This window comes from Nonomuraea sp. NPDC054003 (assembly GCF_055585125.1).
On sequence record NZ_JBVJKR010000013.1, the window covers coordinates 158,024 to 183,574 of the forward strand.

At 72.4% G+C, this 25,551-nt stretch carries 28 protein-coding genes; 16 read left to right on the forward strand and 12 right to left on the reverse strand.

What is annotated here, in order from left to right; genetic code table 11:
- Positions 1-356 precede the first annotated feature (356 nt).
- Positions 357-857, reverse strand: coding sequence for a bactofilin family protein (locus tag ACZ6YG_RS31430; protein WP_466020003.1), 501 nt, complete (start codon positions 855-857; stop codon positions 357-359).
- Positions 858-973: 116 nt separating this feature from the next.
- On the opposite strand from ACZ6YG_RS31430, the gene ACZ6YG_RS31435 reads away from it, so the two are divergent.
- Positions 974-1,549 carry a DinB family protein gene (locus ACZ6YG_RS31435; protein WP_222709286.1) on the forward strand — a complete coding sequence of 192 codons (576 nt, stop codon included), beginning with the start codon at positions 974-976 and terminating at the stop codon, positions 1,547-1,549.
- Positions 1,550-1,882: 333 nt separating this feature from the next.
- On the opposite strand, the gene ACZ6YG_RS31440 is transcribed toward ACZ6YG_RS31435, so the two are convergent.
- Both ACZ6YG_RS31440 and ACZ6YG_RS31445 read right to left on the reverse strand, forming a co-directional pair.
- Complete coding sequence (locus ACZ6YG_RS31440) at positions 1,883-2,746, reverse strand: TolB-like translocation protein (RefSeq protein ID WP_466020004.1); 864 nt, start codon at positions 2,744-2,746, stop codon at positions 1,883-1,885.
- 206 nt (positions 2,747-2,952) lie between these two features.
- The gene (locus ACZ6YG_RS31445) at positions 2,953-3,966 is read right to left on the reverse strand and encodes a hypothetical protein (protein WP_466020005.1); all 1,014 of its coding nucleotides are present in this window, start codon (positions 3,964-3,966) and stop codon (positions 2,953-2,955) included.
- A gap of 262 nt (positions 3,967-4,228) precedes the next feature.
- On the opposite strand from ACZ6YG_RS31445, the gene ACZ6YG_RS31450 reads away from it, so the two are divergent.
- The 4 genes from ACZ6YG_RS31450 (at position 4,229) to ACZ6YG_RS31465 (ending at position 8,325) form a co-directional block, all read left to right on the forward strand.
- Positions 4,229-5,644: a sensor histidine kinase gene (locus ACZ6YG_RS31450; RefSeq protein ID WP_466020006.1), complete on the forward strand. Its 1,416-nt coding sequence runs from the start codon at positions 4,229-4,231 to the stop codon at positions 5,642-5,644.
- On the forward strand, positions 5,641-6,300 hold the full coding sequence (locus ACZ6YG_RS31455; RefSeq protein ID WP_148036636.1) for a response regulator: 660 nt from the start codon (positions 5,641-5,643) through the stop codon (positions 6,298-6,300). Before ACZ6YG_RS31450 ends, ACZ6YG_RS31455 begins: the two co-directional genes overlap by 4 nt.
- Positions 6,301-6,441: 141 nt before the next feature.
- Entirely contained in the window at positions 6,442-7,581 is a 1,140-nt protein-coding gene (locus ACZ6YG_RS31460) for a DUF8189 domain-containing protein (RefSeq protein WP_148036637.1), read from the forward strand.
- Between the two features lie 147 nt (positions 7,582-7,728).
- Positions 7,729-8,325: a PadR family transcriptional regulator gene (locus ACZ6YG_RS31465; RefSeq protein WP_466020007.1), complete on the forward strand. Its 597-nt coding sequence runs from the start codon at positions 7,729-7,731 to the stop codon at positions 8,323-8,325.
- Between the two features lie 51 nt (positions 8,326-8,376).
- Here ACZ6YG_RS31465 and ACZ6YG_RS31470 read toward each other — a convergent pair whose 3' ends face one another.
- From ACZ6YG_RS31470 to ACZ6YG_RS31490, 5 genes are all read right to left on the reverse strand, one after another.
- Positions 8,377-8,982: an energy-coupling factor transporter transmembrane component T family protein gene (locus ACZ6YG_RS31470; RefSeq protein WP_148036639.1), complete on the reverse strand. Its 606-nt coding sequence runs from the start codon at positions 8,980-8,982 to the stop codon at positions 8,377-8,379.
- Positions 8,979-9,653, reverse strand: coding sequence for an energy-coupling factor ABC transporter ATP-binding protein (locus tag ACZ6YG_RS31475; RefSeq protein WP_466020008.1), 675 nt, complete (start codon positions 9,651-9,653; stop codon positions 8,979-8,981). The genes ACZ6YG_RS31470 and ACZ6YG_RS31475 overlap by 4 nt, the downstream gene beginning before the upstream one ends.
- Before the next feature lie 77 nt (positions 9,654-9,730).
- Positions 9,731-11,077: a thiolase family protein gene (locus tag ACZ6YG_RS31480; protein ID WP_466020009.1), complete on the reverse strand. Its 1,347-nt coding sequence runs from the start codon at positions 11,075-11,077 to the stop codon at positions 9,731-9,733.
- Positions 11,078-11,215: 138 nt separating this feature from the next.
- A complete protein-coding gene (locus ACZ6YG_RS31485) occupies positions 11,216-12,790 on the reverse strand; it encodes an AMP-binding protein (protein WP_466020010.1) in 1,575 nt (524 codons plus the stop codon).
- Between the two features lie 7 nt (positions 12,791-12,797).
- Complete coding sequence (locus tag ACZ6YG_RS31490; RefSeq protein WP_148036642.1) at positions 12,798-13,385, reverse strand: biotin transporter BioY; 588 nt, start codon at positions 13,383-13,385, stop codon at positions 12,798-12,800.
- 177 nt (positions 13,386-13,562) lie between these two features.
- Here ACZ6YG_RS31490 and ACZ6YG_RS31495 point away from each other — a divergent pair, with 177 nt between their 5' ends.
- Entirely contained in the window at positions 13,563-14,195 is a 633-nt protein-coding gene (locus tag ACZ6YG_RS31495; RefSeq protein ID WP_271275209.1) for a DedA family protein, read from the forward strand.
- 6 nt (positions 14,196-14,201) lie between these two features.
- Here the strand turns inward: ACZ6YG_RS31495 and ACZ6YG_RS31500 are convergent, their stop codons facing one another.
- Positions 14,202-14,804, reverse strand: coding sequence for a dienelactone hydrolase family protein (locus ACZ6YG_RS31500; protein WP_466020011.1), 603 nt, complete (start codon positions 14,802-14,804; stop codon positions 14,202-14,204).
- Positions 14,805-14,873: 69 nt separating this feature from the next.
- On the opposite strand from ACZ6YG_RS31500, the gene ACZ6YG_RS31505 reads away from it, so the two are divergent.
- Positions 14,874-16,067 carry an FUSC family protein gene (locus ACZ6YG_RS31505; protein WP_466020012.1) on the forward strand — a complete coding sequence of 398 codons (1,194 nt, stop codon included), beginning with the start codon at positions 14,874-14,876 and terminating at the stop codon, positions 16,065-16,067.
- A 9-nt stretch (positions 16,068-16,076) separates the two neighbouring features.
- On the opposite strand, the gene ACZ6YG_RS31510 is transcribed toward ACZ6YG_RS31505, so the two are convergent.
- The 3 genes from ACZ6YG_RS31510 to ACZ6YG_RS31520 all read right to left on the reverse strand — a co-directional run bounded on the left by ACZ6YG_RS31510 (position 16,077) and on the right by ACZ6YG_RS31520 (position 20,794).
- Positions 16,077-16,445 carry a hypothetical protein gene (locus ACZ6YG_RS31510; RefSeq protein WP_466020013.1) on the reverse strand — a complete coding sequence of 123 codons (369 nt, stop codon included), beginning with the start codon at positions 16,443-16,445 and terminating at the stop codon, positions 16,077-16,079.
- An 85-nt stretch (positions 16,446-16,530) separates the two neighbouring features.
- Positions 16,531-19,983, reverse strand: a complete 3,453-nt coding sequence (locus tag ACZ6YG_RS31515) for a tetratricopeptide repeat protein (RefSeq protein ID WP_466020014.1) — start codon at positions 19,981-19,983, stop codon at positions 16,531-16,533.
- A gap of 118 nt (positions 19,984-20,101) precedes the next feature.
- The gene (locus tag ACZ6YG_RS31520; RefSeq protein ID WP_148036648.1) at positions 20,102-20,794 is read right to left on the reverse strand and encodes a response regulator transcription factor; all 693 of its coding nucleotides are present in this window, start codon (positions 20,792-20,794) and stop codon (positions 20,102-20,104) included.
- A 175-nt stretch (positions 20,795-20,969) separates the two neighbouring features.
- Here ACZ6YG_RS31520 and ACZ6YG_RS31525 point away from each other — a divergent pair, with 175 nt between their 5' ends.
- The 9 genes from ACZ6YG_RS31525 to ACZ6YG_RS31565 all read left to right on the forward strand — a co-directional run bounded on the left by ACZ6YG_RS31525 (position 20,970) and on the right by ACZ6YG_RS31565 (position 25,549).
- A complete protein-coding gene (locus tag ACZ6YG_RS31525) occupies positions 20,970-21,221 on the forward strand; it encodes a MoaD/ThiS family protein (RefSeq protein ID WP_148036649.1) in 252 nt (83 codons plus the stop codon).
- A gap of 65 nt (positions 21,222-21,286) precedes the next feature.
- Positions 21,287-21,952, forward strand: coding sequence for an LmeA family phospholipid-binding protein (locus ACZ6YG_RS31530; RefSeq protein WP_148036650.1), 666 nt, complete (start codon positions 21,287-21,289; stop codon positions 21,950-21,952).
- A gap of 37 nt (positions 21,953-21,989) precedes the next feature.
- Positions 21,990-22,502, forward strand: a complete 513-nt coding sequence (locus tag ACZ6YG_RS31535) for a sigma-70 family RNA polymerase sigma factor (RefSeq protein ID WP_148036651.1) — start codon at positions 21,990-21,992, stop codon at positions 22,500-22,502.
- Positions 22,499-23,344 carry a zf-HC2 domain-containing protein gene (locus ACZ6YG_RS31540; protein WP_466020015.1) on the forward strand — a complete coding sequence of 282 codons (846 nt, stop codon included), beginning with the start codon at positions 22,499-22,501 and terminating at the stop codon, positions 23,342-23,344. The genes ACZ6YG_RS31535 and ACZ6YG_RS31540 overlap by 4 nt, the downstream gene beginning before the upstream one ends.
- 28 nt (positions 23,345-23,372) lie before the next feature.
- Positions 23,373-23,825: a TlpA family protein disulfide reductase gene (locus ACZ6YG_RS31545; protein ID WP_466020016.1), complete on the forward strand. Its 453-nt coding sequence runs from the start codon at positions 23,373-23,375 to the stop codon at positions 23,823-23,825.
- Between the two features lie 32 nt (positions 23,826-23,857).
- Positions 23,858-23,941, forward strand: coding sequence for a putative leader peptide (locus ACZ6YG_RS31550; RefSeq protein WP_350668905.1), 84 nt, complete (start codon positions 23,858-23,860; stop codon positions 23,939-23,941).
- 62 nt (positions 23,942-24,003) lie between these two features.
- Positions 24,004-24,417 carry a DUF4395 domain-containing protein gene (locus ACZ6YG_RS31555; protein ID WP_219546142.1) on the forward strand — a complete coding sequence of 138 codons (414 nt, stop codon included), beginning with the start codon at positions 24,004-24,006 and terminating at the stop codon, positions 24,415-24,417.
- Positions 24,414-25,253 (forward strand): sulfurtransferase, encoded by an 840-nt coding sequence (locus tag ACZ6YG_RS31560; RefSeq protein WP_148036655.1) that lies wholly within the window; start codon positions 24,414-24,416, stop codon positions 25,251-25,253. The genes ACZ6YG_RS31555 and ACZ6YG_RS31560 overlap by 4 nt, the downstream gene beginning before the upstream one ends.
- The gene (locus ACZ6YG_RS31565; protein ID WP_148036656.1) at positions 25,250-25,549 is read left to right on the forward strand and encodes a DUF1416 domain-containing protein; all 300 of its coding nucleotides are present in this window, start codon (positions 25,250-25,252) and stop codon (positions 25,547-25,549) included. The genes ACZ6YG_RS31560 and ACZ6YG_RS31565 overlap by 4 nt, the downstream gene beginning before the upstream one ends.
- Positions 25,550-25,551 lie beyond the last annotated feature (2 nt).

The window sequence follows — 25,551 nt, forward strand, 5'->3', positions numbered from 1 at the left end:
CGCCACAGCGGACGGCAGTCGATCGTCACGGGCAGCTCGACTAGATGCACCCAGGCGGAGGGGTGGGCGTACACCAGATCGGTCCCCAGCTTCCGGGCCCTTCGCGGCAACCGGGACCGCCGCAACGGCCTGACTGAGAACTCCCCGGCGTCGGCGCAGCAGAGGCCCGTGACGTGCCAATCGAAGAAGACCACTTCGTCGGCGCGAAGGAAATCCTGTGCGGCGGCCGTGAGCGTGATGCGAGACATCTGGGGCTCCTGAAATAATTGGTGCTCAGAAGCTAAAGACGCCCTTACCCGGGTTATTGACTACCAAAACGCTGTCTTGACCGGGGTAATCCCTCCGCAATGGAGCTGTTAGAAACGCCGGCACTGGCCTTCCTTGTCGCCCTCCACACGGTTGCCCTTGCCGGTGGGCGCGGGGCGGTTCTCCTCGCACTGGAGGTTGCCGCCGACCTTGTTCTTGTAGATCTTGACCCGGCCGCGGTTCTCCTCGATCTGGATGTCGCCGTCCACCCGGGTCGAGTTGACGGTGACGGTCCCGCTCTCCTTGACCTGGATGTTGCCGTCCACCTTCGAGCCCTTGGTCACCGACACGCGCCGCGCCTCCTCGGCCTGGATGTCGCCGTCCACCCGGATGCCGCGCGCTACAAGGGTGGCGCCCTCGCCCACCTTGACGTTGCCGTCCACCTTCGTACCGACGAGCGTGCACTTCTCGCCCTTGGGCACCTTGATGTCGCCGCCGACGGACACCGCGCGGATGACGCCCCGGCACGTCCGGTCGTCCGCGTACGCGGGAGCGGCGGCGAACACGGAGCCGAGCAGGGCGCCGGCCAGAACCAGGGAGATCTTCTTCATGTCAGTCCTCTTTCTCGTTCGTACTGGTTAAAAGCCTTTCGTCCCGTGGTGAGCGGTCAGTGAGCGACAGATGAGGGCACTCTCATCTGTCGGTGGCGTCTCGTACGGTGTGGAGGGTGACCGAGAAGGAGATCCTGCGCGCGAGCCTCCAAGAGGTACGCGACGCGATGCTGTTCAAGCTCGACGGGCTGAGCGACGCCGACATGCGGATGCCCATGGTGCCCTCGGGCACCAACCTGCTCGGCCTGGTCAAACACCTGGCCGGCCTGGAGTACGGCTATCTGGGCGAGGTGTTCGGGCGGCCCGCGCCGGAGCGGATGTCATGGCACGACGACGGCACCATCTGGGACGGCGCCGACATGTGGGCGGCCGAAGGCGAGACCACCGACTACCTCACCGGCCTCTACCGCCGCGCCTGCACCCACGCCGACGAGACCATCGAGGCCCTCGACCTCGCCGCCGTCGGCACCGTCCCGTGGTGGCCGGAGGGGCGCAGAGAGGCGTCGCTGCGGCAGCTGGTGGTCCGCATGATCCAGGAGACGTCCCGGCACGCCGGCCACGCCGACATCATCAGGGAGCTCATCGACGGCTCAGGTGGGCGCCACCCGGGCGACACGTCCTTCCCTGAGCCGGGCGACCCTTACTGGCGTGACTACGCCACCCGCATCCGTGAAGCGGCATCCAAGGCCTGACCCCTGGACCAGAGTCGCAGCTGAGCCGTTCTTCTGAGGCGCCTCCGGCGCAACCCCGGCGCCCGCGGCGCCCAAAGGGCTTCGCCCAGCGGGCGCTCCGCGCGTTCCAGCTCAGGCGTTCCACAAGGCACCTCCGGCGCCATGGGGCTTCGCCCTCAGGCGCTCCGCGCCACGTCAGCTCAGACATTCTCACTCAGAAGGGGCGAGAGTTGATCGCTTACGCCGCCTGAGGGGGGCTGGTCACGGGCTCGTCGCCGGGTTACGGACGGGCCTGAGCGAACAATCCCGGCACGGTGGCGGGCACGCCCGCATGAGCTCAAGGACCCGGGTCGCTCACTTCCTCTCCGTCCACGACTCGTAGGCGGAGTCGTCCGGGAGCACCCAAAAAGCCGCATCGGGCCGCTTGATCTCCTTCAGCGGCTTCACCGCGCCCGTCTTGCGCGAGACCTGGTAGACCGCCACTCCGGTCGCGGTCTTCGATCGCACGACCAACCGCCCGGACCTGTCGAAGTCGATGTCGTCGATGTACTGCCCGCGCGGCAGTTTCACCCTCACCACGGCGCCCGCGCGGCCAGTGCGCAGGTTCAGCAGGCGCACCTTGCGATACTTGCCGGCCTTGCCGACCAGGACGGCCGAGGTGGTGTAGTCCTCCGCCAGCGCGCTCGGCGTCAGCCGCGTCTTCAGCCGCAGGCGGGACCGCAGCGCCCGGTCGAACACGACGCTCTGCTCCCCGCCCAGCAGCAGCCGCTTGCTGTCCGGGCTGAACCTGGGCAGGTCCCACGCGTCGGTCTTCTCCGGCGGCCCCATCGCCTTGCGCTCGCGCAGGTCCACGAGGACGCCCAGGCCCGGTCCCGAGGTCCCGGTGACCACATAGCTGCCGTCATAGGACACGATCGGCCACTCCTCACCGATGGCATACGCCGTGATCTTGGCGACCACCCGCTCCTTGCCGTGCACGGTCCGCGCCACGAACAGGCCGTCCTTCTTCCGGTAGTAGAAGATGTGCCGCCCGTCCCCGCTGATCAGGAACGGCGCGCGCTCCCCACTGTTGACCGCGTCCTTGGGCGCTACGGCGAGCGCCTCCGGCACCTTCACCACCTTCCCACTGGTCAGCACCACTTCCCAGGTCTGCGTCCGCTGCGCGTAAGCGATTGTGGCCGGTGCTTCGGCGGCCGCAGGCTGGGCGGTCGCCGTCAAGCAGGTGAGGGTAAGTGCCGCGAGTGACGTACGAAATCGCATGTTCCATGGGATGCCGCCGACGCGGGGAAAGTTGCGTACGCGGTCGCGTCCATACGAGTTCGACCAGCTCAGCAGGCGTGGCGCAGGGTTCCTGAGCTGCCCGGACTCGGCCTGTGCGGGTCGAGGAGCCGCGCGTGCGCCCAAGCCGCCGGTTTCGGTACGCGTCAGCCGAGCGCGAGCGACACCCCCGCCACGACGGTGTACGCCGTCACCGCGGCCAAAATGATCGCGAGCGTGCGCCAGCTCTCGCGGGCGCGGAGGCACTGCGCCCCGCCGAGCGCGAACGCGAGGCCGAACAGCGCGAAGCCGACGACGTCGTCCTCGCGCGGGTTCTCGACGATGCCGCCGGCGAGCCGCCAGACGATCGCGCCGACCGCGATGAGGGCTCCCGCGACGACGAGCGCCCAGAGTGCCGCGAGGAGCGGCCCGCGCGGCCGGTCCTCCGACGCGACGCCGCCCGCGGGCAGGCTGCGGCGGTCGGGGGCGAGGAGCGCGGTCGGCACGACGAGCAGCGCGAGCCATCCGACCGCGAAGATCGCGGCGTCGACCAGGTCGTGCCCCTGGATGACCGACGAGACCACGCTGGTGATGCCCATCGCCGCGACCATCGCGACGAACCAGGCGGTGAGCGCCGACCGCCGGCGCGGCAGTACGGCGAGGACGATGCCCGCGGCGCCGACCGCGCCCATGACGGCGGCGCTCACGGTGTCGGCCGTCCGGTGCAGTTCGGGCGTGCGGGTCCAGCCGTGGTCCGTGGTGTCGGCGAGGCTCACCCACGGCGTGAGGATCGACTGCCACACGCCGAATCCGACGATGAGCAGCAGCGCGATCGCGGCGACGACGACGCGGAACACGATGTGGCGACGGACTCGCGCGGGCGCGGGCGGAAACGCTTCGGCGGACAGGGACATGGATCTCCTCCGGATCACGAGCTGGTGGACTGGGTCGTCCTCGGCCAGCGTCGCGGCGCGGAGGCGTCCCGGGACAGGGCGAGGGAACCCGTCGACCCGGGCGATGTGCCCGGCCGGACGGGACACCGGCCCGTGGCGTCCCGGGCGCGCGGGCCCCAGACTGATCCCATGTGGGTCCCGAGAGCCGCCGTCGGTGCGGTCGCCGTGCTCGTCGGCGTGGCCGGCCTGGCGGGCGCGGCGGCCGAGGGGTTCGCCGCGGCCGCCCATGACATACGGCTCCCTCTCGCGCTGGCGCTGGCGGGCACGCTCGTCGGTGTCGGGTGGTCCGTCGCCGGTGCGCTCCTGGCCTGGCTCCGCCCCGCCAACGCGATCGGCTGGCTCCTCCTCGTCGTCGGGACCATGACCCAGCTCTCGCTGACCGAGGAGGCGTTTCGCCGCGGCCGGCTGGCTCGGCCCCGCGGCGGCCGCAGGCGACTGGACGGCACGCGTTCCCGGGCTGGTCCTCACCCTGGTGGGCGGATGGAGCATCATGGCGATGCTGGGCACGCTGCCCGCGTTCTTCCCCACCGGGCGCCCGCCCGGACGCGCCTGGTGGTGGCCGGTGGGCGTGGTCGCCCTCGGGGCGGTGCTCATCCAGCTGCACTGGCTCGCGGGGCAGCCGTCGGACGGCCCGCTCGGCGCGGTGTCCTTCGTCGTGTACCTGGCCGGTGCGGCGACGATCTGGGTGCTCGCGATCGTCAGGTGGGCCAGGTCGGCCGCGCCGCGACGCCAGCAGCTCGCGTGGCCGCTCGGCATCGTCATCCTCATCATCGTGGTGAACCTGCTCGGCGACAGCCTGGCCGCCCAGGTCGCCCAGGTCACGAGCCTTTACCTGCTGCCGGCGGCGATCGCGGTCGCGGTGCTGCGCTATCGCCTGCTGGGCATCGACGCGTCACCACGGGCGGATCCGGTGCGGATCGTGGCCGAGATCGGCACGCACGTCGGCGCGCCGGCCGACACCGACGGCGAACTGCTCACCGCGGTACTCGCGGCCGTGCGGCGGTCGGTCGGCGCCCCCGGCGCCCGGATCCGCGACGCCTCCCGATCAGTGATCGCGTGCAGCGGCGACCTGCGGCCCGACGCCGAGTTTCCCGCCACGGCGTTCAGCGCCACCCTGGCGGTCGGCGGCATGCCGCTCGGCGTGCTGGAGGTGGTGCCGAGGTGGCCGGAGGAGGGGTTCGCACGGCGCGAGGAACGGATGCTCGCCGCGCTGGCCGCCCAGGTGGCCGCCGTGCTCCACGCGCGAGGCCTGGCCGAACAGCTGGAAGCGCAGCGTGATGCCGCGATGGACGCCCGCACGCGGGAGCGCGAACGGCTCCGCCACGAGCTGCACGACGGGCTCGGGCCCGCCCTGACGGGGATGGGACTGGGGCTCGCCGGACTGGAGGACGCGATCCGGGCGTCCAGCGCGACGACCGCGCTGCAGATCACCGGGGTGCTCCGCGCCGAGGTGGCCGTGACCGTGTCGGAGGTGCGTCGCATCCTCGACGACCTGCGGCCGGCGGCGATCGAGGAGCGCGGCTTCGCCGAGGCGATCCGGCGCGGGGTCGTCTCGGTGGCCGCGACCCTGCCGGTCAGCGTGGAGGTCGGTCCGCTGCCCGCGCTGCCGCCGAGGGTGGAGCAGACGGCCTACCGGGTCGTGACCGAGGCGGTGACCAACGCCGTCCGCCACGCCGGCGCCAGACAGCTCGACGTGTGCGTGCGAGGCGACGAGGGCGACAACCTCGTGGTCGACGTGCGCGACGACGGCGCGGGATTCGACCCGTCCCGGCCGCCGCGCGGCGGGATCGGCCTGGCCTCGATGCGGGCACGCGCCCGCGAGCTCGGCGGCGAGGTCGCGATCAGCTCGTCGGACGCGGGCACCACGGTGACGCTGAGGGTGCCGATGGCGGTGCGGATCGCATGAGCGCCCCGGTACGTCTGGTCGTCGCCGACGACCATCCGATGTTCCGCTTCGGCCTGCGCGCGGCGCTGGCCTCCTCACCCGACGTCGACGTCGTCGGCGAGGCCGCTGACGGCGCGGAGCTGGTCCGGCTCGTGGAGGAACTGTCGCCCGAGGTCGCGCTCACCGACCTGGAGATGCCCGGGGTCGACGGGCTCAGTGCCCTCGCCACGCTGACCGACCGCTTCCCCGACCTCGGGGTGCTCGTGCTGACGATGCACGCCGACGACGAGCGGCTGCTCGCCGCGGTACGCGCCGGCGCTCGCGGCTACCTGCTCAAGGGCGCGGAGCGCGAGGAGATCACCCGCGCCGTCCTCGTGGTCGCCGCCGGCGGCACCGTGTTCGGCGGAGAGGTCGGCCGCCGGATCGCCGCGTACGCGACACGGCCGCTCACCGCCGCGGGCAAGGTCTTCCCCGAGCTCACCGATCGCGAGCACGAGGTGCTCGGCCTCGTGGCGGCGGGGCTCGGCAACCACGGGATCGCGGCCAGGCTCGTCCTCTCCGAGAAGACCGTGCGCAACCACGTCGCCGCCATCCTCGCCAAGCTCCAGGCACGCGACCGTGCGGCGCTCGTCGCGCGCGCCCGCGACCGCGGACTCGGGCAGCATCCGGTCGAGTGACGTCGCGCGCGGTCGACGATCGGCGCCTGCGCCGCGTCCCGGGACCTTGCCTGACTCGGGTGAGTCAAAACTCTTGTGATCCATCCGTGGGACGCCGACGAATCAGAGTCTGCTTCGCCAAGTCGACGAAAGGACTCTGCGATGAAGCATCCACGCCACTGGTTACGCCGGCCACTCGCGGCAGGCACCGCCCTGGCACTTACTCTGGGCCTGCTGGCCTTCGGTTCTCCCGCTGCGGCGGCCGGTCCTCCTCCGCCCGCCTACGCTGCCGGCCTGCCCGACCTGAGCACTCCGCGCGTGGCCCACGACTACACCCTCACCCGGTCGGCCAAGGGGGTGGCGGCGCGCGGCGCGGACGGCTCCTTGCTGTACAGCACGTTCTCGGGCGGCGTCTTCGGCCCCTTCCAGTCGCTGGGAGGGGTGATCGTCGGTGACCCGAACGTCGTGGTGACCTCCTACGGCACCGAGTTCTACGTACGCGGCACCGATGACCAGGTCTACACCAACACCATCACCCCGTCCGGCGTGGTCACCGGCTACTCCATCGTGCCCGGTCTGAGGGTGACCGGCGAGGTCGAGGCGATCGTCGCCTTCGACGAGCCGCCCGCCAGCGTCAAACTCTTCGCCCGGGGCACCGATGGCGCGGTGTGGACGAACGTCCGCCGCAACGGCGCCTGGGTCGGCTGGCGCAGCCTCGGCGGTTTCGCCACCAGTGACATCACCGCCAGCCGCGGGTTCTTCACTCTTCCCTTCAACGTCCGCGTCTTCGTCCGGGGCAGCGACAACCGCGTCTACTTCAGCAATGTGAGCGCGAACACCGCCACCGCCTTCGAGCCGATCGGCGACCTGCGCGTCACCAGCAACATCGCCGTCCGCGACGACTTCGGCATCAACGCGTACGAGATCGCGGCCCGGGGCGAGGACAACCGGGTGTGGACCATGAACCTCGTCACCATAGGCGCCACCTGGCAGCCGCTGGACGGCCTCACCGCGACCAGCGACATCGCGCTCGCCACCAACTTCCTGTACGTCCGCGGGCCCGACAACGCCGTCTACGCCTACCGGCGTGACCGCGTCGTGGGCTACGAGCGGGTCGACGGCGAGGCGACCGGCAATCCCGCGGCCTTCGCCACCGCCCCCAACGGGGGCCCCCACGACCAGACGCTGCTGGCCCGGCTGACCTCCGGCGCGCTGGCGTCCAACTTCCGGCCCTACGTCAACGGCCAGCCGGCCGGCCAGTTCGGCGGCTACACCACCATCGCCGGTCCCCCTGTCGACTGATTCCCCGATCGGTGGCCGGGGTAGCCCCCGGCCACACGGCACGCCGCCTTCGCGCCGGCCGCACCACCTGCCCCGCTGCCACGTGACGTCACGAGTGTGAGTCGTCCCTCTGACTATGGTGGATGCTCAAAGATCGAGGGAGTGGCGATGTCGGTGGTGCGGCTGCTGGTGCTCGGGGCCGTGCGGCGGCGCGGCAGCGCGCACGGCTACCAGGTCCGCTCCGACCTGGAGTCGTGGGGCGCGCACGAGTGGGCGGGGCTCAAACCGGGCTCGATCTACCACGCGCTGCGCCAGATGGCCGTCGAGGGACTGCTGCGCGCGGACGAGGAGGCGCCCAGCACCGCCGGCGGCCCGCCCCGGATCGACTACGAGATCACCGAGGCGGGCGAGGCCGACTACTTCGCGCTGCTCCGCCACGCGCTCTCCAAGGCCGACCAGCGGCTCGACATGCTGAGCGCCGGAGCCGGCCTGATGGACGACCTGCCCAGGGCCGAGGCGGTCGAGCTGCTGAAGACGCGGGTGCGAGCGCTGGAGGAGTGGCGTTCCCGGGTCCGGCGCGACTGGTCGCCGGACGAGGACCCGGAGGCGTGGGGCATGGTGGGGGAGGTGCTCGGCATGTGGGTGCACACCGCCGAGAGCGCCGCCGAGTGGACCCGCGGCCTCATCGAGCGACTGGAACGCGGCGCGTACGTGATGGCGGGCGAGAAGCCTCGCGCGGCGGTAAGCCGTCCAGACCGCGGGTGAAGAAGACATCAGGCCGCGGATCGGCGGGCGCTGAGTGACCCCCGCGGGCGGTCAGTCGTCCAGACCCCGGGCGCTGAGTGCCTCGCCCAGGGCGTCGGCGTGCCGCAGCGCGCCCACCACCAGCGGCACCGCGAACGCGCGCATGCTCCACTCGACGCCCCTGGCCCGCTGCGCCTCCCGTACGCGGGTGGCGAGCGCGGCGATGACCGGGATGCTGCGGATGGTGAGCGAGAGCAGCAGCGACAGCCGGAACGGGTCCAGCCCCACCCGCCGGGCGGGCCGCAGGGCACGCTCCAGCGTGGCCATCATGGCCGAGGTCCTGGTCGTCAGCGTGACCAGCCCGGCCAGTGCGACCGCCAGCACGATCCGGGACGTCACCAGGACCGCGGCCGACGGACCGGCGAGGACGAGCTGGATCACGAACAGCGCCGCCACGAACCAGAGGACCGGCCGCACCTGCGCCCACGCCGCTGCCGCGCCCACCCGCGCGACCGCGTACAGCGACACGACCACCACGGCCGCGCCCGCCATCGCCCACACGCTGGGCAGCAGGATCAGCCCGGTGCAGCAGACCGCCAGCGCCGCCAGCTTGGCCCCGGTCGGCATCCGGTGCAGGAACGAGTCGCCGGGCACGTAAGCGCCGGTGAGGGCGTTCACGCCATCAGCCCGCGGTAGTGGCCGATCGCCTCGTCCGGCGGTGCGTCGGCGACCACCCGGCCGTCGTCCAGCACCAGCACCCGGTCGAAGTCCGCCAGCAGCGACAGGTCATGGGTGACCACCACCACCTGCTGGGGCAGGACGCGCAGGTGCTCGGCCACCAGCCTGGAGTGGCGCAAGTCGAGCAGCGTCGTCGGCTCGTCCATGATCAGGATCTCCGGCTCCAGCACCAGCACCGAGCAGAGCGCCAGCAACTGTTTCTGCCCGCCGGACAGCTGGTGCGCCGGATGGTCGGCGTGCCCGGCCAGCCCGTGCCGCTCCAGCACGGCCGCCACCCTGTCCCGCACCTCCTCGGCCGGGAGCTTGTGGCGGCGCAGCGAGAACGCCACGTCCTCGGCCACGGTCGGCATCACGATCTGCGCGTCCGGGTCGGTGAACAGGAACCCCACCCGCCGCCGGATCTTGGCCGCCTGCCGCCGCGTGTCGTGACCCAGCACGGTCACCGTCCCCGAGGTGGGCAGCGCCAGCCCGTTGAACAGCCGGGCGAGCGTGCTCTTGCCCGACCCGTTGGCCCCGATCACGCCGATCCGCCGCTCGGCCAGCGTCGCGCTCACCCCGCGCAGCACCTCGCGCTCCCCGAGCCGGACACGCACGTCAGCGAGCTCGATCACTCACACCACCTCGACCGGACATAGACGTCAGCGAACGCGAGCACTCCGACCACCCCGGCGAGGACGAGCCCTTTCACTCAAACCACCTCGAACAGGGCGGCGACGCCGAGCCCGCCGCCGACCGCCGCCGTCGCCAGCCCGAGTGTCCCCCGGGGCGCCCCGGCGCGTACCAGCCGGCTGAACAGCCGCGTCACCACGACCGCGCCGCTGGCCCCCCACGGGTGCCCGAGCGCGATCGCGCCACCGTCCGCGCACACCCGCCCGGCGTCCGCGCCCAGCGGGTCGAGCCCGAGCGCGTCGGTGACGGCCAGCGTCTGCGCGGCGAACGCCTCCACGATCTCCACCGCCGCCACCCGTTCCAGGCTCGTGCCGGTACGGGCGAGCAGCCGGCGCACGGCGGGCACCGGCCCCCAGCCGGGCAGCGCCGGATCGCACCCCACCACCGCGCCCGCCACCAGCCGCAGCCCCGGCCTGCCATCACGCAGCCGCTCCGGCACGACGGCGACCGCGGCGGCGCCGTCGCTGTTGGGCGAGCAGTTGCCCGCGGTCACCGCGCCCCCCGGCACGAACGCCCCGGGCAGCCGCGCCAGCGTCGCCGGGCGCAGCGTCCGCGGCCGCTGGTCGCTGGAGTGCTCCCCGACCGGGACGATCTCCGCCGCGAACCTGCCCGCCGCACGGGCGTCCACCGCCTTGGCGTGGCTGGCGGCCGCATAGGAGTCCTGGCGCTCACGGCTCACGCCGCGCGCCGCGCCGAGGGCCTCCGCCGCTTCCCCCATGTCCGGATCCGGGTGCCCTTCCGGGGCGAAAGGAGCACGCTCGTACGGGGACCCGTCCCGAAACGCCCGCACCGGCGCGGTCGACGCGCTCTCGGCGCCCCCCGCGATCACGAACTCCATGTCCCCGCTCCGTACGGCCTGCGCCGCGATCAGAATGGCGGCCAGCCCGCTCCCGCACTGCCGGTCCACCGTCACCCCCGGCACGCCTTCCCCCAGCCCGGCCCTCAGCGCCGCCACCCGCGCCACATTCCCTCCGGGCCCCATGCAGTTCCCCAGCACGACGTCCTCGACCCTGGCGAACTCCCTGTGTCGAGCGGGGCTGACCGCACCCGGGTCACTCTCCGCGAGAACCCCGCTCGGGGTGAGGTCCCGGGCGCTGGGACGAGGTTCTGCGTGCTCCCCAAGGTCTGGGTCGCGTCCGTGCCCCCCGCAGGTGAGGTCGTGCGCGTTCGCGCGGTCCTGGTCCCGGCCGTCGGGGAGGTGGTCCCGGTCGTGCTCCGGGAAGAGCCCGCGACGGGCGTCCTGGGCCACTGCGCCGATCACCGCGGCGGCCAGGGCGTCGACCGTGACCGTTTTGAACGCGTGGCCGGCGGTGCCGATCGGGGTCCGGCGGGCAGCCACGATCACCGGATCGTGCGGGCCCGTCATGGGAGTCTCCGCAGGTCGGCGTCGCCGGCGGTCGGGTGGCCCGTCACGGGAGTCTCCGCAGGTCAGGGATGCCGGTGGTCGGGCGGCGCGCCATGAGAGTTCCCGCAGGTTGGGATTGCCGGTGGTCGGGTGGCCCCGTCATGGGAGTCTCCGCAGGTCGGGGTCGGTGGTGGTCAGGCGGGCCGCTACCTGGGCGCGGGCGGGCTTGCCGGTCGGGGTGCGGGGGAGGTCGGTGATCGCGTACCAGCGGCGGGGGCGCTGGGCGGCGGCCAGGCCGTCGCGTGCCACCTTCTCCAGGGTGGTCCTGGACGGGAGTGGGCCGGCGCCGGCCTCGACCACGGCGGTCACGACCGAACCCAGCTCGGGGTGCGGGGAACCGACGACCACGACGTCACCCACGCCGGGCGCGCGCCGGAGCACCTCCTCGACGTCCTCGGGGACCACCGTCGCGCCGCCGGTCTGGATCGCGCCGTCGCCACGGCCGCGCAGCCGCAGCGGCTCTCCCGGGGTGTACGGATCGGCGAGGTCGCCGACGCTCATCCACTTGTCCTCGGCCTTGAGCGGGCCCGCCACGCCGCCCAGGTAGCCCTCGGCCAGCCAGGGGGAGCGCGTCCACACCTCGCCCAGGGGCGGCCTGACCTCGATCTCCACCCCGGGGAACGGCCGCAGCCCGCCGCCGTCGGCGTCCACGGCCACGAAGGACAGCTCGGTGGCGCCGTAGTAGGCGACCACCCGCACGCCCCCGGCGCGTTCCCGCACCTCGGCCGGGAGCGCGGCCCCGCCCACCACGACGACCCGCAGCGGCGCGTCCTCGGGCAGGGCGTCCAGCAGCCGTGGCAGCAGGTGCGGCACCACGTGCACCGCCGTCGCCCGCCGCGCCAGCTCCGGCAGCGACCCCGGCGCCCACCGGCCGGGCGCCAGCACCGTCGCGCCCACGGCCAGCGCGTGCACGGCCGCGAACCCGTACAGGGAAGACGTCAGCGGCCCCGGGACCAGCACCACATCATCCGCGCCGATCCCGGTGATCTCGCTCAACGGCCCGAACGACCCCGTCCACGACTCCCGCGTACGGACGACGGCACGCGGCCGCCCGGTGCTCCCCGAACTGAAACACGCCCACGCCAAATCAGCAGGCGACGGCGCGAACCATCCCCCAACGGGCAAGGACCGGGTGACCGGCCCCGCCGAGCCGACCCCGGCGAGGTGGGTCTGTGCGCCCGAGCCTGTCGGTCCGGCCCCGACGGGCGAGGGCTGGGCGTTGGGGTGGGTTGGGTCGGCCCCGACGGGCGAGGGCTGTGCGCCCGGGTCGGTCGGACCGGTGGTGAGCAGGGTCTCGATGAGGAGGTCCGCTGGGACGCCGTCGCGCAGTGTCGGTTCGTACAGCAGTGGTGTGGCCCCCGTCAGGTCGGCGGCCAGGATGGCGATCAGCTGGTCGACGGGGTCACGCAGGCAGATGCCCACGACCGGCGCCCTCGTCCGGGCAGCCGCCGTGATGGCGCGCCCGTCCGCCGAGGGCGGGGAGAGCGCCGGTGGGGTGTCCCGGGCCGCGGCCGGAGCGGCGATCGGCCGGGGGAGGGCGGCCGTGAGGGACGCCGCCTCTTCCAGCGCGCGACGGGCCAGGGCGCCGTACGTGATGTCGCCGTACGGGCCGGAGACCGCGACCCGGTCGGGGTGGGTGGAGGCGTGCCGGATGACCTGTGCTGCGACTGGCATGCCCCGGTCAGCCCTCCTCGCCGGATCTCGGACGCTTGTGGACGGTGGGGATCGCGCCCGGGTAGGCGCGCTGCACCCCTCGCGCGATCCACGAGGCCAGCACCGCCTTGGCCAGGTCGCCCGGCACGAAGGTCAGGGTGAACAGGGCCGCGCCGCCCAGCGTGAGATCACCGAAGATCGCGTACACCGGGATGCCGCACAGGTAGATGACCCCCATGCCGCCGACCAGGCACGCTACCAGCAGCCGGACCATGCTCGGGCTGCGCCCCCCGCGCTCCGCGATCCACCCGGTGACGAACGCGCCCGGCAGCCACCCGATCAGGAACCCCGCGGACGGCTGGGTGAAGACGCCGAGCCCGCCCCGGCCCCCGGCCAGGAGCGGCAGCCCCACCGCCACCAGCGCGAGCAGCACCAGCACCGCCAGCGCCCCCCGCCGCGAGCCGAGTATCAGCCCGGCGAGCATGACCCCCAGGGTCTGAGCCGTGACGGGCACCAGGCCGCCGAAGAGGCTCACCCCAGGAACCAGCCCCAGCACCGCGATCAGCGCGGCGAAGACGGCCACCCGGGCGACGTCTGCAGGGGAGAACCACTTCATCGCTCCTCCTCGATTGTGTGTGCGGATTCGATCCCACACCACGGGGCGGGATTCACGCATGGAGGGTTGCCACAACGTTCCCCGCCGAGGAATGTCTCAGATGGATGGCCGAGAGACGGACCGGGAGGAATACGCGCCTGCGTACGGGAAGAGACTACGTGCGACGAAGGGACGAGGATGACTTCCAGCGGTCTGGGCGGAATCGTCGAGTGGGTCACCGGTCTCATGGAGACGCTCGGCGCGCCCGGCGCGGGCATCGCGGTCGCGCTGGAGAACCTGTTCCCGCCGATCCCGAGCGAGGTCATCCTGCCGCTGGCCGGGTTCACGGTGAGCAGGGGCGGGCTGGTGTTCTGGCACGTCCTGCTGTGGACCACGATCGGCTCGGTGGTGGGCGCGCTCGCGCTCTACGCGATCGGGGCGCTGCTGGGCAGGCGGCGGGTGCACGCGCTGTACGCGAAGGTGCCGCTGCTCAAGCCGGAGGACGTGGACAAGAGCGAGCAGTGGTTCGCCAGGCACGGTCGCAAGACGGTGTTCTTCGGGCGGATGGTGCCGCTGTTCAGGAGCCTGATCTCGATCCCGGCCGGCTTCGAGCGGATGCCGCTGCCCACGTTCGTGCTGCTCACCGCGGTGGGCAGCTTCATCTGGAACACCGCGCTCGTGACCGCCGGCTACTTCCTGGGCCGGCAGTGGTCGATCGTCGAGACGTACGTCGGGATCTTCACGTACGTGGTGATCGGCCTGGTCGTGCTGGCCGTCGGCGTGTTCGTCTGGAAGCGGCTGTCGGAGCGCCGCGGCGCCCGGCAGAACTGACGCGGGTCACGTGAAGTGGGTGACGAACCAGGAGCCGGTCAGGTCGGCGACCTGGTCCAGGGCTCCGGGCTCCTCGAACAGGTGGGTGGCGCCGGGCACGATCTCCAGGCGGCTCTCGCCGCCCAGCTCCCGCTGGGCCTCCCGGTTCAGTTCGAGCACCTGCTCGTCGTGGCCGCCCACGATGAGCAGCGTCGGCGCCCGTACGGAAGCGAGACGCGGGCCCGCGAGATCCGGGCGGCCGCCCCGGGAGACGATCGCGGCCACGTCGGCGTCCGGCTCGGCCGCGGCGCTGAGGGCGGCGGCGGCGCCGGTGCTCGCGCCGAAGTAGCCGAGCGGCAGGTTCGCCGCGGCCGGCTGCTCCCGCACCCGCTCCGTCGCCGTCAGCAGTCTGCCTGCCAGCAGTTCGATGTCGAACACGTTGGCCCGGTCGTACTCCTCCTCCGGTGTCAGCAGGTCGAACAGCAGGGTGCCCAGCCCGGCCTCGTTCAGCGCGGCGGCCACGTACCTGTTGCGCGGGCTGCGGCCGCTGCTGCCGCTGCCGTGCGCGAACAGCACCACGCCGCGCGCCCCGTCCGGCACCACCAGCTGACCTGTAAGTTCGGCGTCCATCCTCACCACCTCCACTCAAGCAGGGTGTCTACCCAGCTCACGCGGGTGTGTTCCTGCGACGATGCCGGGATGGGGGAGCGATCGAGGCAGGGGCTGCCGCCGTTCGAGCGGATCTCCAGGCAGAGCAGGCTGATCCTGGAGCGCGCTCGCAGCCTGGGACTGCCCGGATGGCTGCGCGCCGAGCGTGAGCCGCTGCTCCAGGGGATCAAGCTGACGGCCGCGTGCGTGCTCGCCTGGTGGCTGGTGGCCCGGGTGCTGCAGGACAGGATGCCGGTGCTGGGGGCGATCGGGGTGCTGCTCACGTTCTCGGCCACCGCCTACGGCACGGTCGTGCGCGGGGTGCAGCAGGTCGGGGCCGTCACGGTCGGGCTCTTCGGGGCCGGTGGGCTGATCCTCCTGCTCGGCATCAACGGGATCACGCTCGCCATCCTGGTCGCGGGCGGGCTGGTGGTGAGCCGGCTGCTCAACCTGCCCAAGCAGAACGTGCAGATCCCGATCACCGCCCTGCTGGTGTTCGCGCTGGGCGCCCAGTACAGCCTGGAGCGCCTGGTCGACCTGCTGCTGGGCGCCGTCATCGGCATCCTGGCCAACCTGATCGTGCTCCCGCCCCGGTACGTGGAGGAGGCGCGCAGGGAGATGGCCGAGCTGGCCGGTGACCTGTCGTCGCTGTCCGCCGCCATGGGCAAGGGCGTGCGCGGCGCGTGGGGTGAGGACGAGGCGAGAAGCTGGCTGGAGCGGTCCCGCGAGGTGGACGCGCGCCTGCGGGAGAGCCAGGAGGTGGCCGAGCAGGCCGCCGAGTCGGTCCGGCTGGTGCCGCTCCGGCGGCGACGGCAGGACGAGCAGCTCGACCAGGTGGCCGAGGCCATGACCTGCCTCGACCACGCGGGCCTGCAACTGCGCGGCATCGCCAGGTCGCTCACCGACCTGGCGGCCGGGGTGCGCGGGCTGCCCGCGGAGGACGTCCACCGGGTGCCCGCGGCGCTCGGCGACGAGCTGCTGGCCATCTCCAAGGCCTTCGCCGCGTTCGGCCGGCTCCAGCTCGGCCGGGGCAGCGTGCGCGACCTCGGCCGGCTGCGGACCGCGCTGCGCGAGAGCGGCGAGCACCAGGTGCTGGTCGCCGAGCGCGTCCCCGACACCGAGAACGTCCAGCTGTGGTCGTTGCACGGGGCGATGCTGGACCAGTGCGCGACCATCAGGCACGAGCTCGACCCGGAGAACGGGCCGCACCAGGCGGCGTTCCCCGCCTGGCTCATCCCCGGCTGACGGTCCCGGTCAGGTCATGACCAGCACGGTGACGAACTGCAGCACGTGCCAGGCCACGTAGGCGCCCGCCGCGATGAACGCCCACTCCTTGGCCCTGGAGACGCGGGTGACGCGGCGCAGCACCTCGACCGGCTCCCGCCGCGCCCGCGCGGACCTGGCCAGGAAGTACGCCGACGTGAACCAGGCCGCGCCCGACACCGCCAGCAGCCCCGCCGACAGCAGGAACAGCAGCTCCGGCTCGGGCATCGCGTCGCCCGGGGCGAGCTGGCGGGTCCACGCGGCCGGCACCAGGGTGAGGACCAGGACGGTGATCCGCCTGTCCCCGCGCTCCTGTCGCCTCAACCACCGCAGGTCTCGACGCAGATGGTTCTTGAGCATCCGGATCACCTCCGCTGTCCGTGGCCGGTGAGACCAGTTGAACGCCGGTGACCTGATCAGATCTGCGACCTCCCCCGGGCGGAATTCACGACATTCGTCGGAGTTCCTGGGCGGCCTTTCTCGCCTCGACCACGTCGCCCACCTCGTCGAGGGTGCGCACCGCCTCTCCCAGATGGGCCACGGCGGCCGCGACGTCGCCCCGCCGCCACGCGATCAGGCCGAGCGCCCGCAGCGCGCAGCCCAGGTCGCGGCGGGTGCCGCAGGCGTGGTGGACCTCCCCGGCCCGCGCCGCGTGCACGTACGCCTCCTCGGGCCGGTTCAGGTCGAGCAGGATCATGGCGAGCGTGGTGAGCGCCGCGCCCCAGCGGTCGCGCGTACCGGTCTCGTGCAGCAGCTCGACGGTCTGGCGCGCGTACGCCAGCGCGGGGGACGGGCGGCCCGCGGTGTGCAGCGCCAGCGCGATCGACAGCAGCGCGCTGGCCTTGTCGTCGCGCATCTCCTCCCTGATCTCCAGCGACCGCCTGGCCGCGCGCAGCGCGTCCTGGTGACGGCCGAGCGACAGGTACGTGTTCGCGAGCGTCTCCTGGACGTCGGCCTCGGCCCTGCGACCGCCGACGGCCTGCACGATGTCCAGCGCCTCCAGCGCGTACACGAACGCCACCTGCGACTGGCCCTGCCTGCGCCGCACCCGGGCCAGCCGGTTCAGCATGCGCGCCTCCATGGGCAGGTCGCGGATCACCCGGCTGATGGCCAGCGCCTGCGTGAGGTACTCGTCGGCGCGCAGGTAGTCGGCCAGCCGCCAGTGCACCAGCCCGATGTCGCCGAGCGTCTCGGCCTTGCCCTGCTCGTGGTGGAGCTCGACCTGTACGGCCAGCGCCTGCTCGAAGTGGGCCAGCGCCTCGTCGTACCGGGAGCCGTTGCGCGCGATGCGGCCCAGCGCGCACAGCGCCCGGCCCGAGCCGTGCTGGTCGCCGGTGGCGGTGTAGCCGGCCAGCGCCCGCTCCGCGTCGCGCCGGGCGTCGTGCGGCAGCCGCAGCGTGTCGTACACCTCGGCCAGGCAGAGCAGCGTCTCGGCCTCGGCGTGCTCGTCGCCCAGCTCGTGGCAGATCGACAGCGCCTCCAGCCCTTCCGACAGCGCGGCGTTCGGCTCGCCGAGGCTCTGCTGCACCCGGGCCAGCATGATCAGGCTCTGCGCGGTGCCGCGCCGGTCGCCCAGCTCCTCCCGTACCTCCAGCGCCTGGCCGGCGTGGTGGAGCGCCGGCTCGTGGCGTCCCTGGGACAGGTGGAGGCGGGACAGCGCGTGCAGGCTGTCGGCCACCCCGGCCAGGTCGCCGATCTCCTGGTAGCCGCAGAGCGCCTCGTCCGCCGCCTTCAGCGCGTCCTCCAGGTTGCCCGCGATGCCGTGCACCTCGGCCAGGTCGATGAGCGCGCGGGCGCGGCCCTCCCGGTCGCCGAGCGTGGCGAAGTCGGCCAGCGCCTCGCCGATGTAGCGGGCCGCCCGGGTGGACGGGCCGATGTCGCGGTGGATCGAGCCCAGATGGCTGCGCATCAGCGCGACGGCCCGGCGGTTGCCGATCCGCTGCGCGCACTCCAGCCCCGCCTGCTGGATCTCCAGGTTGTTCTCGTAGTACCGCAGCCGCCTGAACGGCTCGAACACGGCGTGCGCGAGCTGCCAGGCGATCCCGTACGCGCCGCTCTCCTCGGCGGTGCGCACCACCGACACCAGGGCACGCCGTTCGGCCTCGAACCACTCGCCCGGCGTGCCCGGCTCCGTGGCGGTCATCAGGTAGTGGTCGAGCAGCCGTACCCTGGCCTCCCGCACGCCCGCCTCGGCGTGCCTGCCCAGCTCCCTGGCCAGCCGCTTGACCAGGTCGTGCACCCGGTAGCGGGAGCCGGGCAGCGGCTCGACCAGATACGCCCGGTGCAGCCCGGCCAGTGACGCCAGCGCCTCCGGCACCGGCACGCCGAGCGCCGCGGCCAGCACCTCGGGCGTGAAAGGGCCGCCGGGCAGCAGCCCGATGTGCCGGAAGGCGCGCCGCTGGGCCGGGCCGAGCGACTCGTACGCCAGATCCAGCGCCGACCCGAAGGCCTGCTCCGGGTCGCCGGGGAACCGCTGCCGCCGCTCCGGGCGGCGCAGCTCCTGCACCCGGGAGGCGACGCTCAGCTCCGGGTTCTCGGCGAGCTTGGCGGCCGAGATGCGCAGCGCGAACGGATGGTACGAGCACACCCGCGCCAGCTCGGCCAGCCCGTCGCGGTCGGCCGCCCGCGGCGAGTCCTCACCCAGCAGCCCGACCAGCAGCGCCACCGCGTTGCCCGGGTCGAGCACGTGCAGGTCCATCAGGTCCGCCTGGCCGGTGGCGCGCAGCGGCGCCATCCTGGTCCGGCTGGTCACCAGCACCACGCAGTCCTTGCCACCGGGCAGCAGCGTGCGCACCTGGGCCGGGTCGGCGGCGTTGTCCAGGATGAGCAGCAGCCTGCGCCCGGCGATCCGGCTGCGGTAGAGCAGCATCAGCTCGGCCTCGTCGGCGGCCGGCATGTGCTCGCCGACGCCGAGCGAGCGCAGGATCTGACCGAGCGCCTCCGCCGTGGTCATCGGGGGCTGGGCGGGCGACTGGCCGCGCAGGTCGATGACGATCTGCCCGTCGGGGAACCGGCCGGCGTGCAGGTGCGCCCAGTGGGTGACCAGCGCCGTCTTGCCGACGCCCGGCAGGCCCTGGATCACCATCGTGTTCGTCCTGCGGGTCCGCTCCAGCCATTCGGTGAGCAGGTCCAGGCTCTGCTGCCGCCCGGTGAAGTCGGGCACGTCCGCGGGGAGCTGCGCGGGACGGGGCACCTCGGCGGCCGGCAGCGGCTCGGCCGGCGCGCCCGGCCCGGTGAGGAACGGGGTGATCCGGCCCTCCCACGGCACGGCCAGATGCTCCCAGTCGCCGGCCAGCGTGCGCATCGCGGCCGGGTCGGCGACGCGTAACCGTCGGTAGCCGGGACGCACCAGCCAGCCGCGCCGCACCCACTGGGCGAGTGTCCGCTGCACCACGTCGGGAACGCTGCCGACCAGGTCGGCCAGTGTCTCCATGGACAGCGGCGGGGCCGACTCGGAGGCCAGCCCGTAGCGGGCGTCGAGGTTGAGCAGCCACACGGCCAGCCGGGTCGCCACCGGGGCCCTGGCCAGCGCCTCGTGCCTGCGCGCCGCCACGTTCCTGGCGAACAGCTCCTGCACCAGCGCGGTCGCCACGGCCGTGCTGGACGCGGCGTGCTCCCGCAGCCGCCGCATGTCGATCGGCCAGGCGCGCACCTCGGTCAGCGCGTCGACCTTCACCCGCTCCCCGGGGTGCCAGAACGCCGGCTCGCCCACCAGGTCGCCGCCGGAACGCAGGTCGTGCACGATCTCGCGGTCGCCGCCGGGGAGGTGTTCCCTGGCGTAGCCGTGCTCGATCAGGTAGACGCGGCCGGTGGGCCGCAGCGGGGAGCAGAGCCATTCACCGCGCCGGTAGACCCGGGCGCGGGCGTTCTCCTCGACGAGGGATCGGAACACGTTCACCGGCACCACCCATCTCGGGACGGCGGTGTCCGCGGCATGACAGCACGACCCAGGTCGGGGGCAGACCTGTCAGGACAGTCCAACCCGGGGAAAGGGCCCTGTCAACCGGAGAGGGCGATCAGACGGTCGCGGTGTCGGCCCGGTCGGGGACGAAGCGGTAGCCGACGTTGCGGACCGTGCCGATGAGCGACTCGTACTCGGTGCCGAGCTTGGCCCGCAGCCGCCGCACGTGCACGTCGACGGTCCTGGTGCCGCCGAAGTAGTCGTAGCCCCAGACCTCCTGCAGCAGTTGGGCGCGGGTGAACACCCGGCCGGGGTGCTGCGCGAGGTACTTCAGCAGCTCGAACTCCTTGAACGTCAGGTCGAGCACCCTGCCCCGCAGCCGCGCGGTGTAGGTGGCCTCGTCGATTGACAGGTCACCGCTGCGGATCTCGTCGGGCACGTCCTCGCCGGAAGCCTGGGAAATGCGGCCGATGGCCATGCGCAGCCGCGCCTCCACCTCCGCCGGGCCCGCCTTGTCGAGCAGGACGTCGTCGACCCCCCACTCCGCCGTCATCGCGGCCAGCCCGCCCTCGGTGACGATCACCATCAGGGGGCAGTCGACGCCGGTGGTGCGGATCAGCCGGCACAGGCTCTTGGCCTGCACGAGCTCTTTGCGCGCGTCGACGATCACGGCGTCCGACGGAGGCGCGTCGAGGAGGGCGGACGCCTCCGCGGGGGCCACGCGGACCGAGTGGAGGAGCAGCCCCAGAGCCGGGAGCACCTCCGCGGACGGCTCGAGCGCGTTGGTGAGCAGAAGCAGGTTGCTCATGGCGGCCTCCTCGAACAAGTAAGGACCCGGGGGCTACGTCGCCCGAGTCCTGTAGGCGAGGATATCCCAGGAGCAAGTCGCGTCCATTGAGCGTCCGGCAGGTGAACGACGCATCGCATGAAACAACCAGGTAAACAGGAACGCACAATGGTGGAGAAGGATCGGTGAGACAGCCATGGCCTCGGGAAAAGTGCGTTATTGGGCGGCGGCGAAGGCGGCGGCAGGTGTGGCCGAAGAGGAGTTCGAGGCGGTCACACTGGGCGAACTCATGACGAAAATCACAGCAGATCGCGCCGAACTCGCCCGTGTGGTCAGGAGATCGTCATTTCTGATCGACGGTTCGCCCGTCGGTAAAAGACCTCATGGCGAGGTGGAACTGTCCGACGGCGTGACTGTGGAGGTGCTGCCCCCGTTCGCCGGCGGGTGATCCGCCCGTCTCGCGGGGAATGGAGCCGATAAGCTTCTTGACCCCCGCCCGAGACAGGGAGTGCGATGCGCAAGCTGCTCGTTTTCCTGATCCTGCTGATCATCCTCCTCGCCGTGCTCGACCGGGTGGCGGTCGCGGGCGTGCAGCGCGACCTCGCCAACAGGATCGCCGCCGCCGCCGACGTGCGGGGCACCCCGGAGGTGGAGATCACCGGCATCCCCTTCCTGACCCAGGCGATCTCCGGCCACTACCAGGAGGTCCGCTTCGACCTCGGCACCCTGCGTTACGGCGGGGTGCCGATCGAGGGTCTCAAGGGAGCCGCGTACGACGTGACCGCGCCGCTCGCCGACCTGCTCCAGAACCGCGCCGACATCCGGGCCGGGCGGGTCGCCGTCACCGGCACGCTGACGGACGCGACCATCGACAGGTTCGCCCCGCAGGGCGTGAAGGTCAGCGGCAAGGGCGACCGGTTCGTCGCCTCGGGCGAGCTGGCGGTGGGCGCGCAGAAGGTGAAGTTCACCGCGGAGATGAAGGTCGAGATGACCGAGGAGGGCATCCGGCTGCAGGCGGAGAAGATCGAGGGGGTGCCCGCCCAGCTCGCCCGGTTCGTGACCTACACGATCCCGTTCCAGGGGAAGCTGCCCTTCGACGTGAAGGTGACCGAGGTCAAGAGCGTGTCCGGAGGTCTGCGGATCTCCGCCGAAGCGTCTGACGTGCCGCTCCGTGGATGAGCGTGAACCGTCCCGCCCTCTCGTACGTGATGAGGGGGTGAGCTCAGCTGGCACCGCCGACGAGGAACTCGTGAGGACCCTGTTCGACGAGCACGCCGGGCCACTGTACGGATACGTGCTGCGACTGACGGGCGACTCGGGACGGGCGGAGGACGTGGTGCAGGAGACGCTGCTGCGGGCGTGGCGGCATCCCGGCGCACTCGAGGGCCGCCCGATCCGCGCCTGGCTGTTCACCGTGGCCCGCAACCTCGTCGTCGACCAGCACCGCGCCCGCCGGGCGCGGCCCCCCGAGACGGGCGACGAGGCGCTGGCGGTGCTGCCGGCCGACGACGAGCTGGAGCGCGCGGTCGAGTCGTGGGCCGTGGCCGAGGCGTTAGCCGCGCTCCGGCCCGAGCACCGCGAGGTGCTCATGGAGGTCTACTACCGGGGGCGATCGGTGAAGGAGGCGTCGGCGAAGCTGGGCATCCCGGCGGGCACGGTCAAGTCGCGCACCTACTACGCGCTGCGGGCGCTCAAGCTCGCGCTGGAAGAGCGGGGGCTGGCGCCATGACGACGTGTGAGGAGGTCCGGCTGGCGCTCGGCGCGCACGCGCTCGGCGCGCTCGACCCGCAGGAGGCCGAGGAGATCGACCTCCACCTGGCCACCTGCGAGGAGTGCGGCGGCGAGCTGGAGGAGCTGGCGGGCGTCGCCGGTTTCCTGGGCAAGGTGTCAGAGCGCGACGTCGAGCTGGTCGCCAGCCCGCCGCGGCGGGTGCTCGAACGGCTGCTCACCGACCGCGCCAGGCGGCGCAGGCGGGGCCGCGCGCTCATGGCCGTCGCGGCCGCGGCGGCGGTGGTGGGCGTGGGCGGCGTCGTGTGGTCCGCCATGCCCGGCGAGGCTCCGACGGCCGCCTCGGCGCCGGCCGCCGAGCAGGCCAGCCAGTTCAGCGCCGGCGAGGGCGACGCGGCCCAGTCGGAGCTCGCCGAGGACAACAGCACCGAGGACAACAGCGCAGAGGCGCAGGACAGCGAGAAGCTCACCACCCGGCAGGAGTCCTCACCGGCGCCTTCGGACTCGCGCGCGCCCGCCCCGCTGCGCTCCCCGCTGGGACGCGCGTTCACCGGCGCCGACGCCGGCTACCGGGCGACCGTGACCGCCGCGCCCGACGGCCGGCGCACGGATCTGATGGTGCAGGTCGAAGGGATCCCGCCCGGCACGGAGTGCAGGCTCGTGGTCGTCGCCGCCGACGGCTCCCGGGAGCGGACCGAGCCGTGGCAGGTCACCCGCGAGATGTACGAGGACAACGCGGTCTTCCGGCACGAGACGCGCACCGCGATGGCCGACATCGCCGCGTTCGAGATCACCGATGCCGGCGGCGAGGTGCTGGTGCGGATCCCGGTGACAGGGAAGTAATCCGCGGGGCCGGTGGTTGCACCGGGAGATGACCGGAGTGTGGATCGCGCTGGCCACGCTGGCGCTCGGAGCGGCGATCGGGGTGATCAGGCTGCGCGCCGACGGACGCCTGCGCGACCGTGATCCCGGCGACGATCCCGGTGACCGGCTGGGAGCCGGCGAGCTGGGCGCGGAGCTGGGGGAGCGGGCCACGCTCGTGCAGTTCTCCACCGCCTTCTGCCAGCCGTGCCGCGCGACGCGCCGGATCCTCGCCGACGTGAGCGCGCTGGTCCCCGGCGTGGCGCACGTGGAGATCGACGCCGAGTCCAGGCTCGACCTCGTACGGCGGCTCGACGTGCTGCGCACCCCGACCGTCTTCGTGCTCGACGGCCGGGGAGCCATCGTGCGCAAGGCGTCAGGGCAGCCCAGGAAGGCCGACGTGCTCAACGCGCTCGCCGCGGTCGTGTCTCACGACCCGTCTCACAAGCCGGACGACATGTGACAGATGTCGAGACGCCGAGTAGTCTTCTCGGCATGAACCCATCGACAGAGCTGCTGACGAAGCGGCGCGCGGTTGATTTCTGCCGCGTCGCGACCGCGCTCTGTCGCGCTGCCTGAGGACGGTCTCGCGCGGACTTCCGATCCGCCTCTTCCCGACCCCCTTGCAGGAGCATCCCACGATGCGTGCCGATCCCAGAGCGCTGCGCTTCGGCGCGGCCATGACCACTCTGATCCTCCTCCTCGTCCTGGTGACGGGCAGCGCCTGGCTGCTCGCCGCCCAGGCCGTGGTGTTCGCGTTCGGCATCGCGGGCAGATCACCGTACGGGATGCTTTTCGGGGCGTTCGTCAGGAGCGCCCCTAAGGAGACCGAAGACTCCCGCCCGCCGCGTTTCGCGCAGGGGGTGGGGCTGGTCTTCGCGGTCGCGGGGCTGGCCGGATTCGCCACCGGGATCATGTCGCTGGCCCTCGTGGCCACGGCCGCGGCCCTCCTCGCCGCATTCCTCAACGCAGCCTTCGGATTCTGCCTTGGCTGCGAAATGTATCTGCTGATCCGCCGTATATTGCCCGCCGCCAACATGGAGGTACCACAATGAGCCGCTCCGCCGTCCTGGTGGATGCCGACTGGGTCGAGGCCAACCTCGACACCCCTGGTGTCGTCTACGTCGAGGTCGACGAAGACACCAGCGCCTACGACAAGGGCCACATCCGTGGCGCAGTGAAGATCGATTGGCGGCAGGACCTGCAGGACCCGGTCCGCCGCGACTTCGTCGACAGGACCGGTTTCGAGGCGCTGCTCTCCGACCGCGGCATCGCCAACGACGACACCGTGATCCTCTACGGCGGCAACAACAACTGGTTCGCGGCCTACGCCTACTGGTACTTCAAGCTGTACGGCCACGAGAACGTCAAGCTTCTCGACGGTGGCCGCAAGAAGTGGGAGCTGGAGTCCCGCGAGCTGGTCACCGACGTGCCGGAGCGTGCCAAGACCCAGTACGTCGTCGCCCAGGAGGACACGTCCATCCGCGCCTTCCGCGACGACGTGGTCGCCGCGATCGGCAAGCTCAACCTGGTCGACGTCCGCTCGCCCGACGAGTTCACCGGCAAGCTGATCGCCCCCGCCCACCTGCCGCAGGAGTCGGCGCAGCGCGGCGGCCACGTGCCGACCGCCCGCAGCATCCCGTGGTCCAAGGCGGCCAACGACGACGGCACGTTCAAGTCCGACGACGAGCTGCGCACCCTCTACACCGAGGCGGGCGTCGACTTCGGCAAGGACACCATCGCCTACTGCCGCATCGGCGAGCGTTCCGCCCACACCTGGTTCGTGCTGCACGAGCTGCTCGACCAGGAGAACGTGAAGAACTACGACGGTTCGTGGACCGAATACGGCTCGCTCGTGGGCGTGCCGATCGAGCTGGGGGAGGCCCGATGAGCGCGCAGGGTTGCGGAGCGCCGGAGCAGACCATCGCGCTGCCGGCCGGGATCGATCTGTCCAACCAGGCGGTGATCCAGGGCAGGGTCACCGGCGTCGGCACCGCCTACGCGCGGCTGCTCGACCACACCGGCGAGTTCACCGGTGAGGTCGTGGTGTCCGACGAGGGAGTGTTCCGCTTCTTCGCCGGCCCCGGCGACTGGACCGTACGCATCATCGCGGGCGGCGGCGTCACCCGCGACGTCCAGGTGAGCGCCAAGCTCGGTGAGGTGTCCGAGCTGGCCGTCGCCGTCTGATC

Bases quoted from the DNA above. Each gene is read 5' to 3' on its own strand.
- ACZ6YG_RS31430 (WP_466020003.1), bottom strand. From the start codon at position 857: ATGAAGAAGATCTCCCTGGTTCTGGCCGGCGCCCTGCTCGGCTCCGTG.
- ACZ6YG_RS31445 (WP_466020005.1), bottom strand. From the start codon at position 3,966: ATGGGCGGCCGCGGCGAACCCCTCGGCCGCCGCGCCCGCCAGGCCGGC.
- ACZ6YG_RS31450 (WP_466020006.1), top strand. From the start codon at position 4,229: ATGGCGATGCTGGGCACGCTGCCCGCGTTCTTCCCCACCGGGCGCCCG.
- ACZ6YG_RS31455 (WP_148036636.1), top strand. From the start codon at position 5,641: ATGAGCGCCCCGGTACGTCTGGTCGTCGCCGACGACCATCCGATGTTC.
- ACZ6YG_RS31460 (WP_148036637.1), top strand. From the start codon at position 6,442: ATGAAGCATCCACGCCACTGGTTACGCCGGCCACTCGCGGCAGGCACC.
- ACZ6YG_RS31465 (WP_466020007.1), top strand. From the start codon at position 7,729: ATGTCGGTGGTGCGGCTGCTGGTGCTCGGGGCCGTGCGGCGGCGCGGC.
- ACZ6YG_RS31480 (WP_466020009.1), bottom strand. From the start codon at position 11,077: ATGACGGGCCCGCACGATCCGGTGATCGTGGCTGCCCGCCGGACCCCG.
- ACZ6YG_RS31485 (WP_466020010.1), bottom strand. From the start codon at position 12,790: ATGCCAGTCGCAGCACAGGTCATCCGGCACGCCTCCACCCACCCCGAC.
- ACZ6YG_RS31490 (WP_148036642.1), bottom strand. From the start codon at position 13,385: ATGAAGTGGTTCTCCCCTGCAGACGTCGCCCGGGTGGCCGTCTTCGCC.
- ACZ6YG_RS31495 (WP_271275209.1), top strand. From the start codon at position 13,563: ATGACTTCCAGCGGTCTGGGCGGAATCGTCGAGTGGGTCACCGGTCTC.
- ACZ6YG_RS31500 (WP_466020011.1), bottom strand. From the start codon at position 14,804: ATGGACGCCGAACTTACAGGTCAGCTGGTGGTGCCGGACGGGGCGCGC.
- ACZ6YG_RS31505 (WP_466020012.1), top strand. From the start codon at position 14,874: ATGGGGGAGCGATCGAGGCAGGGGCTGCCGCCGTTCGAGCGGATCTCC.
- ACZ6YG_RS31510 (WP_466020013.1), bottom strand. From the start codon at position 16,445: ATGCTCAAGAACCATCTGCGTCGAGACCTGCGGTGGTTGAGGCGACAG.
- ACZ6YG_RS31520 (WP_148036648.1), bottom strand. From the start codon at position 20,794: ATGAGCAACCTGCTTCTGCTCACCAACGCGCTCGAGCCGTCCGCGGAG.
- ACZ6YG_RS31525 (WP_148036649.1), top strand. From the start codon at position 20,970: ATGGCCTCGGGAAAAGTGCGTTATTGGGCGGCGGCGAAGGCGGCGGCA.
- ACZ6YG_RS31530 (WP_148036650.1), top strand. From the start codon at position 21,287: ATGCGCAAGCTGCTCGTTTTCCTGATCCTGCTGATCATCCTCCTCGCC.
- ACZ6YG_RS31540 (WP_466020015.1), top strand. From the start codon at position 22,499: ATGACGACGTGTGAGGAGGTCCGGCTGGCGCTCGGCGCGCACGCGCTC.
- ACZ6YG_RS31545 (WP_466020016.1), top strand. From the start codon at position 23,373: ATGACCGGAGTGTGGATCGCGCTGGCCACGCTGGCGCTCGGAGCGGCG.
- ACZ6YG_RS31550 (WP_350668905.1), top strand. From the start codon at position 23,858: ATGAACCCATCGACAGAGCTGCTGACGAAGCGGCGCGCGGTTGATTTC.
- ACZ6YG_RS31555 (WP_219546142.1), top strand. From the start codon at position 24,004: ATGCGTGCCGATCCCAGAGCGCTGCGCTTCGGCGCGGCCATGACCACT.
- ACZ6YG_RS31560 (WP_148036655.1), top strand. From the start codon at position 24,414: ATGAGCCGCTCCGCCGTCCTGGTGGATGCCGACTGGGTCGAGGCCAAC.
- ACZ6YG_RS31565 (WP_148036656.1), top strand. From the start codon at position 25,250: ATGAGCGCGCAGGGTTGCGGAGCGCCGGAGCAGACCATCGCGCTGCCG.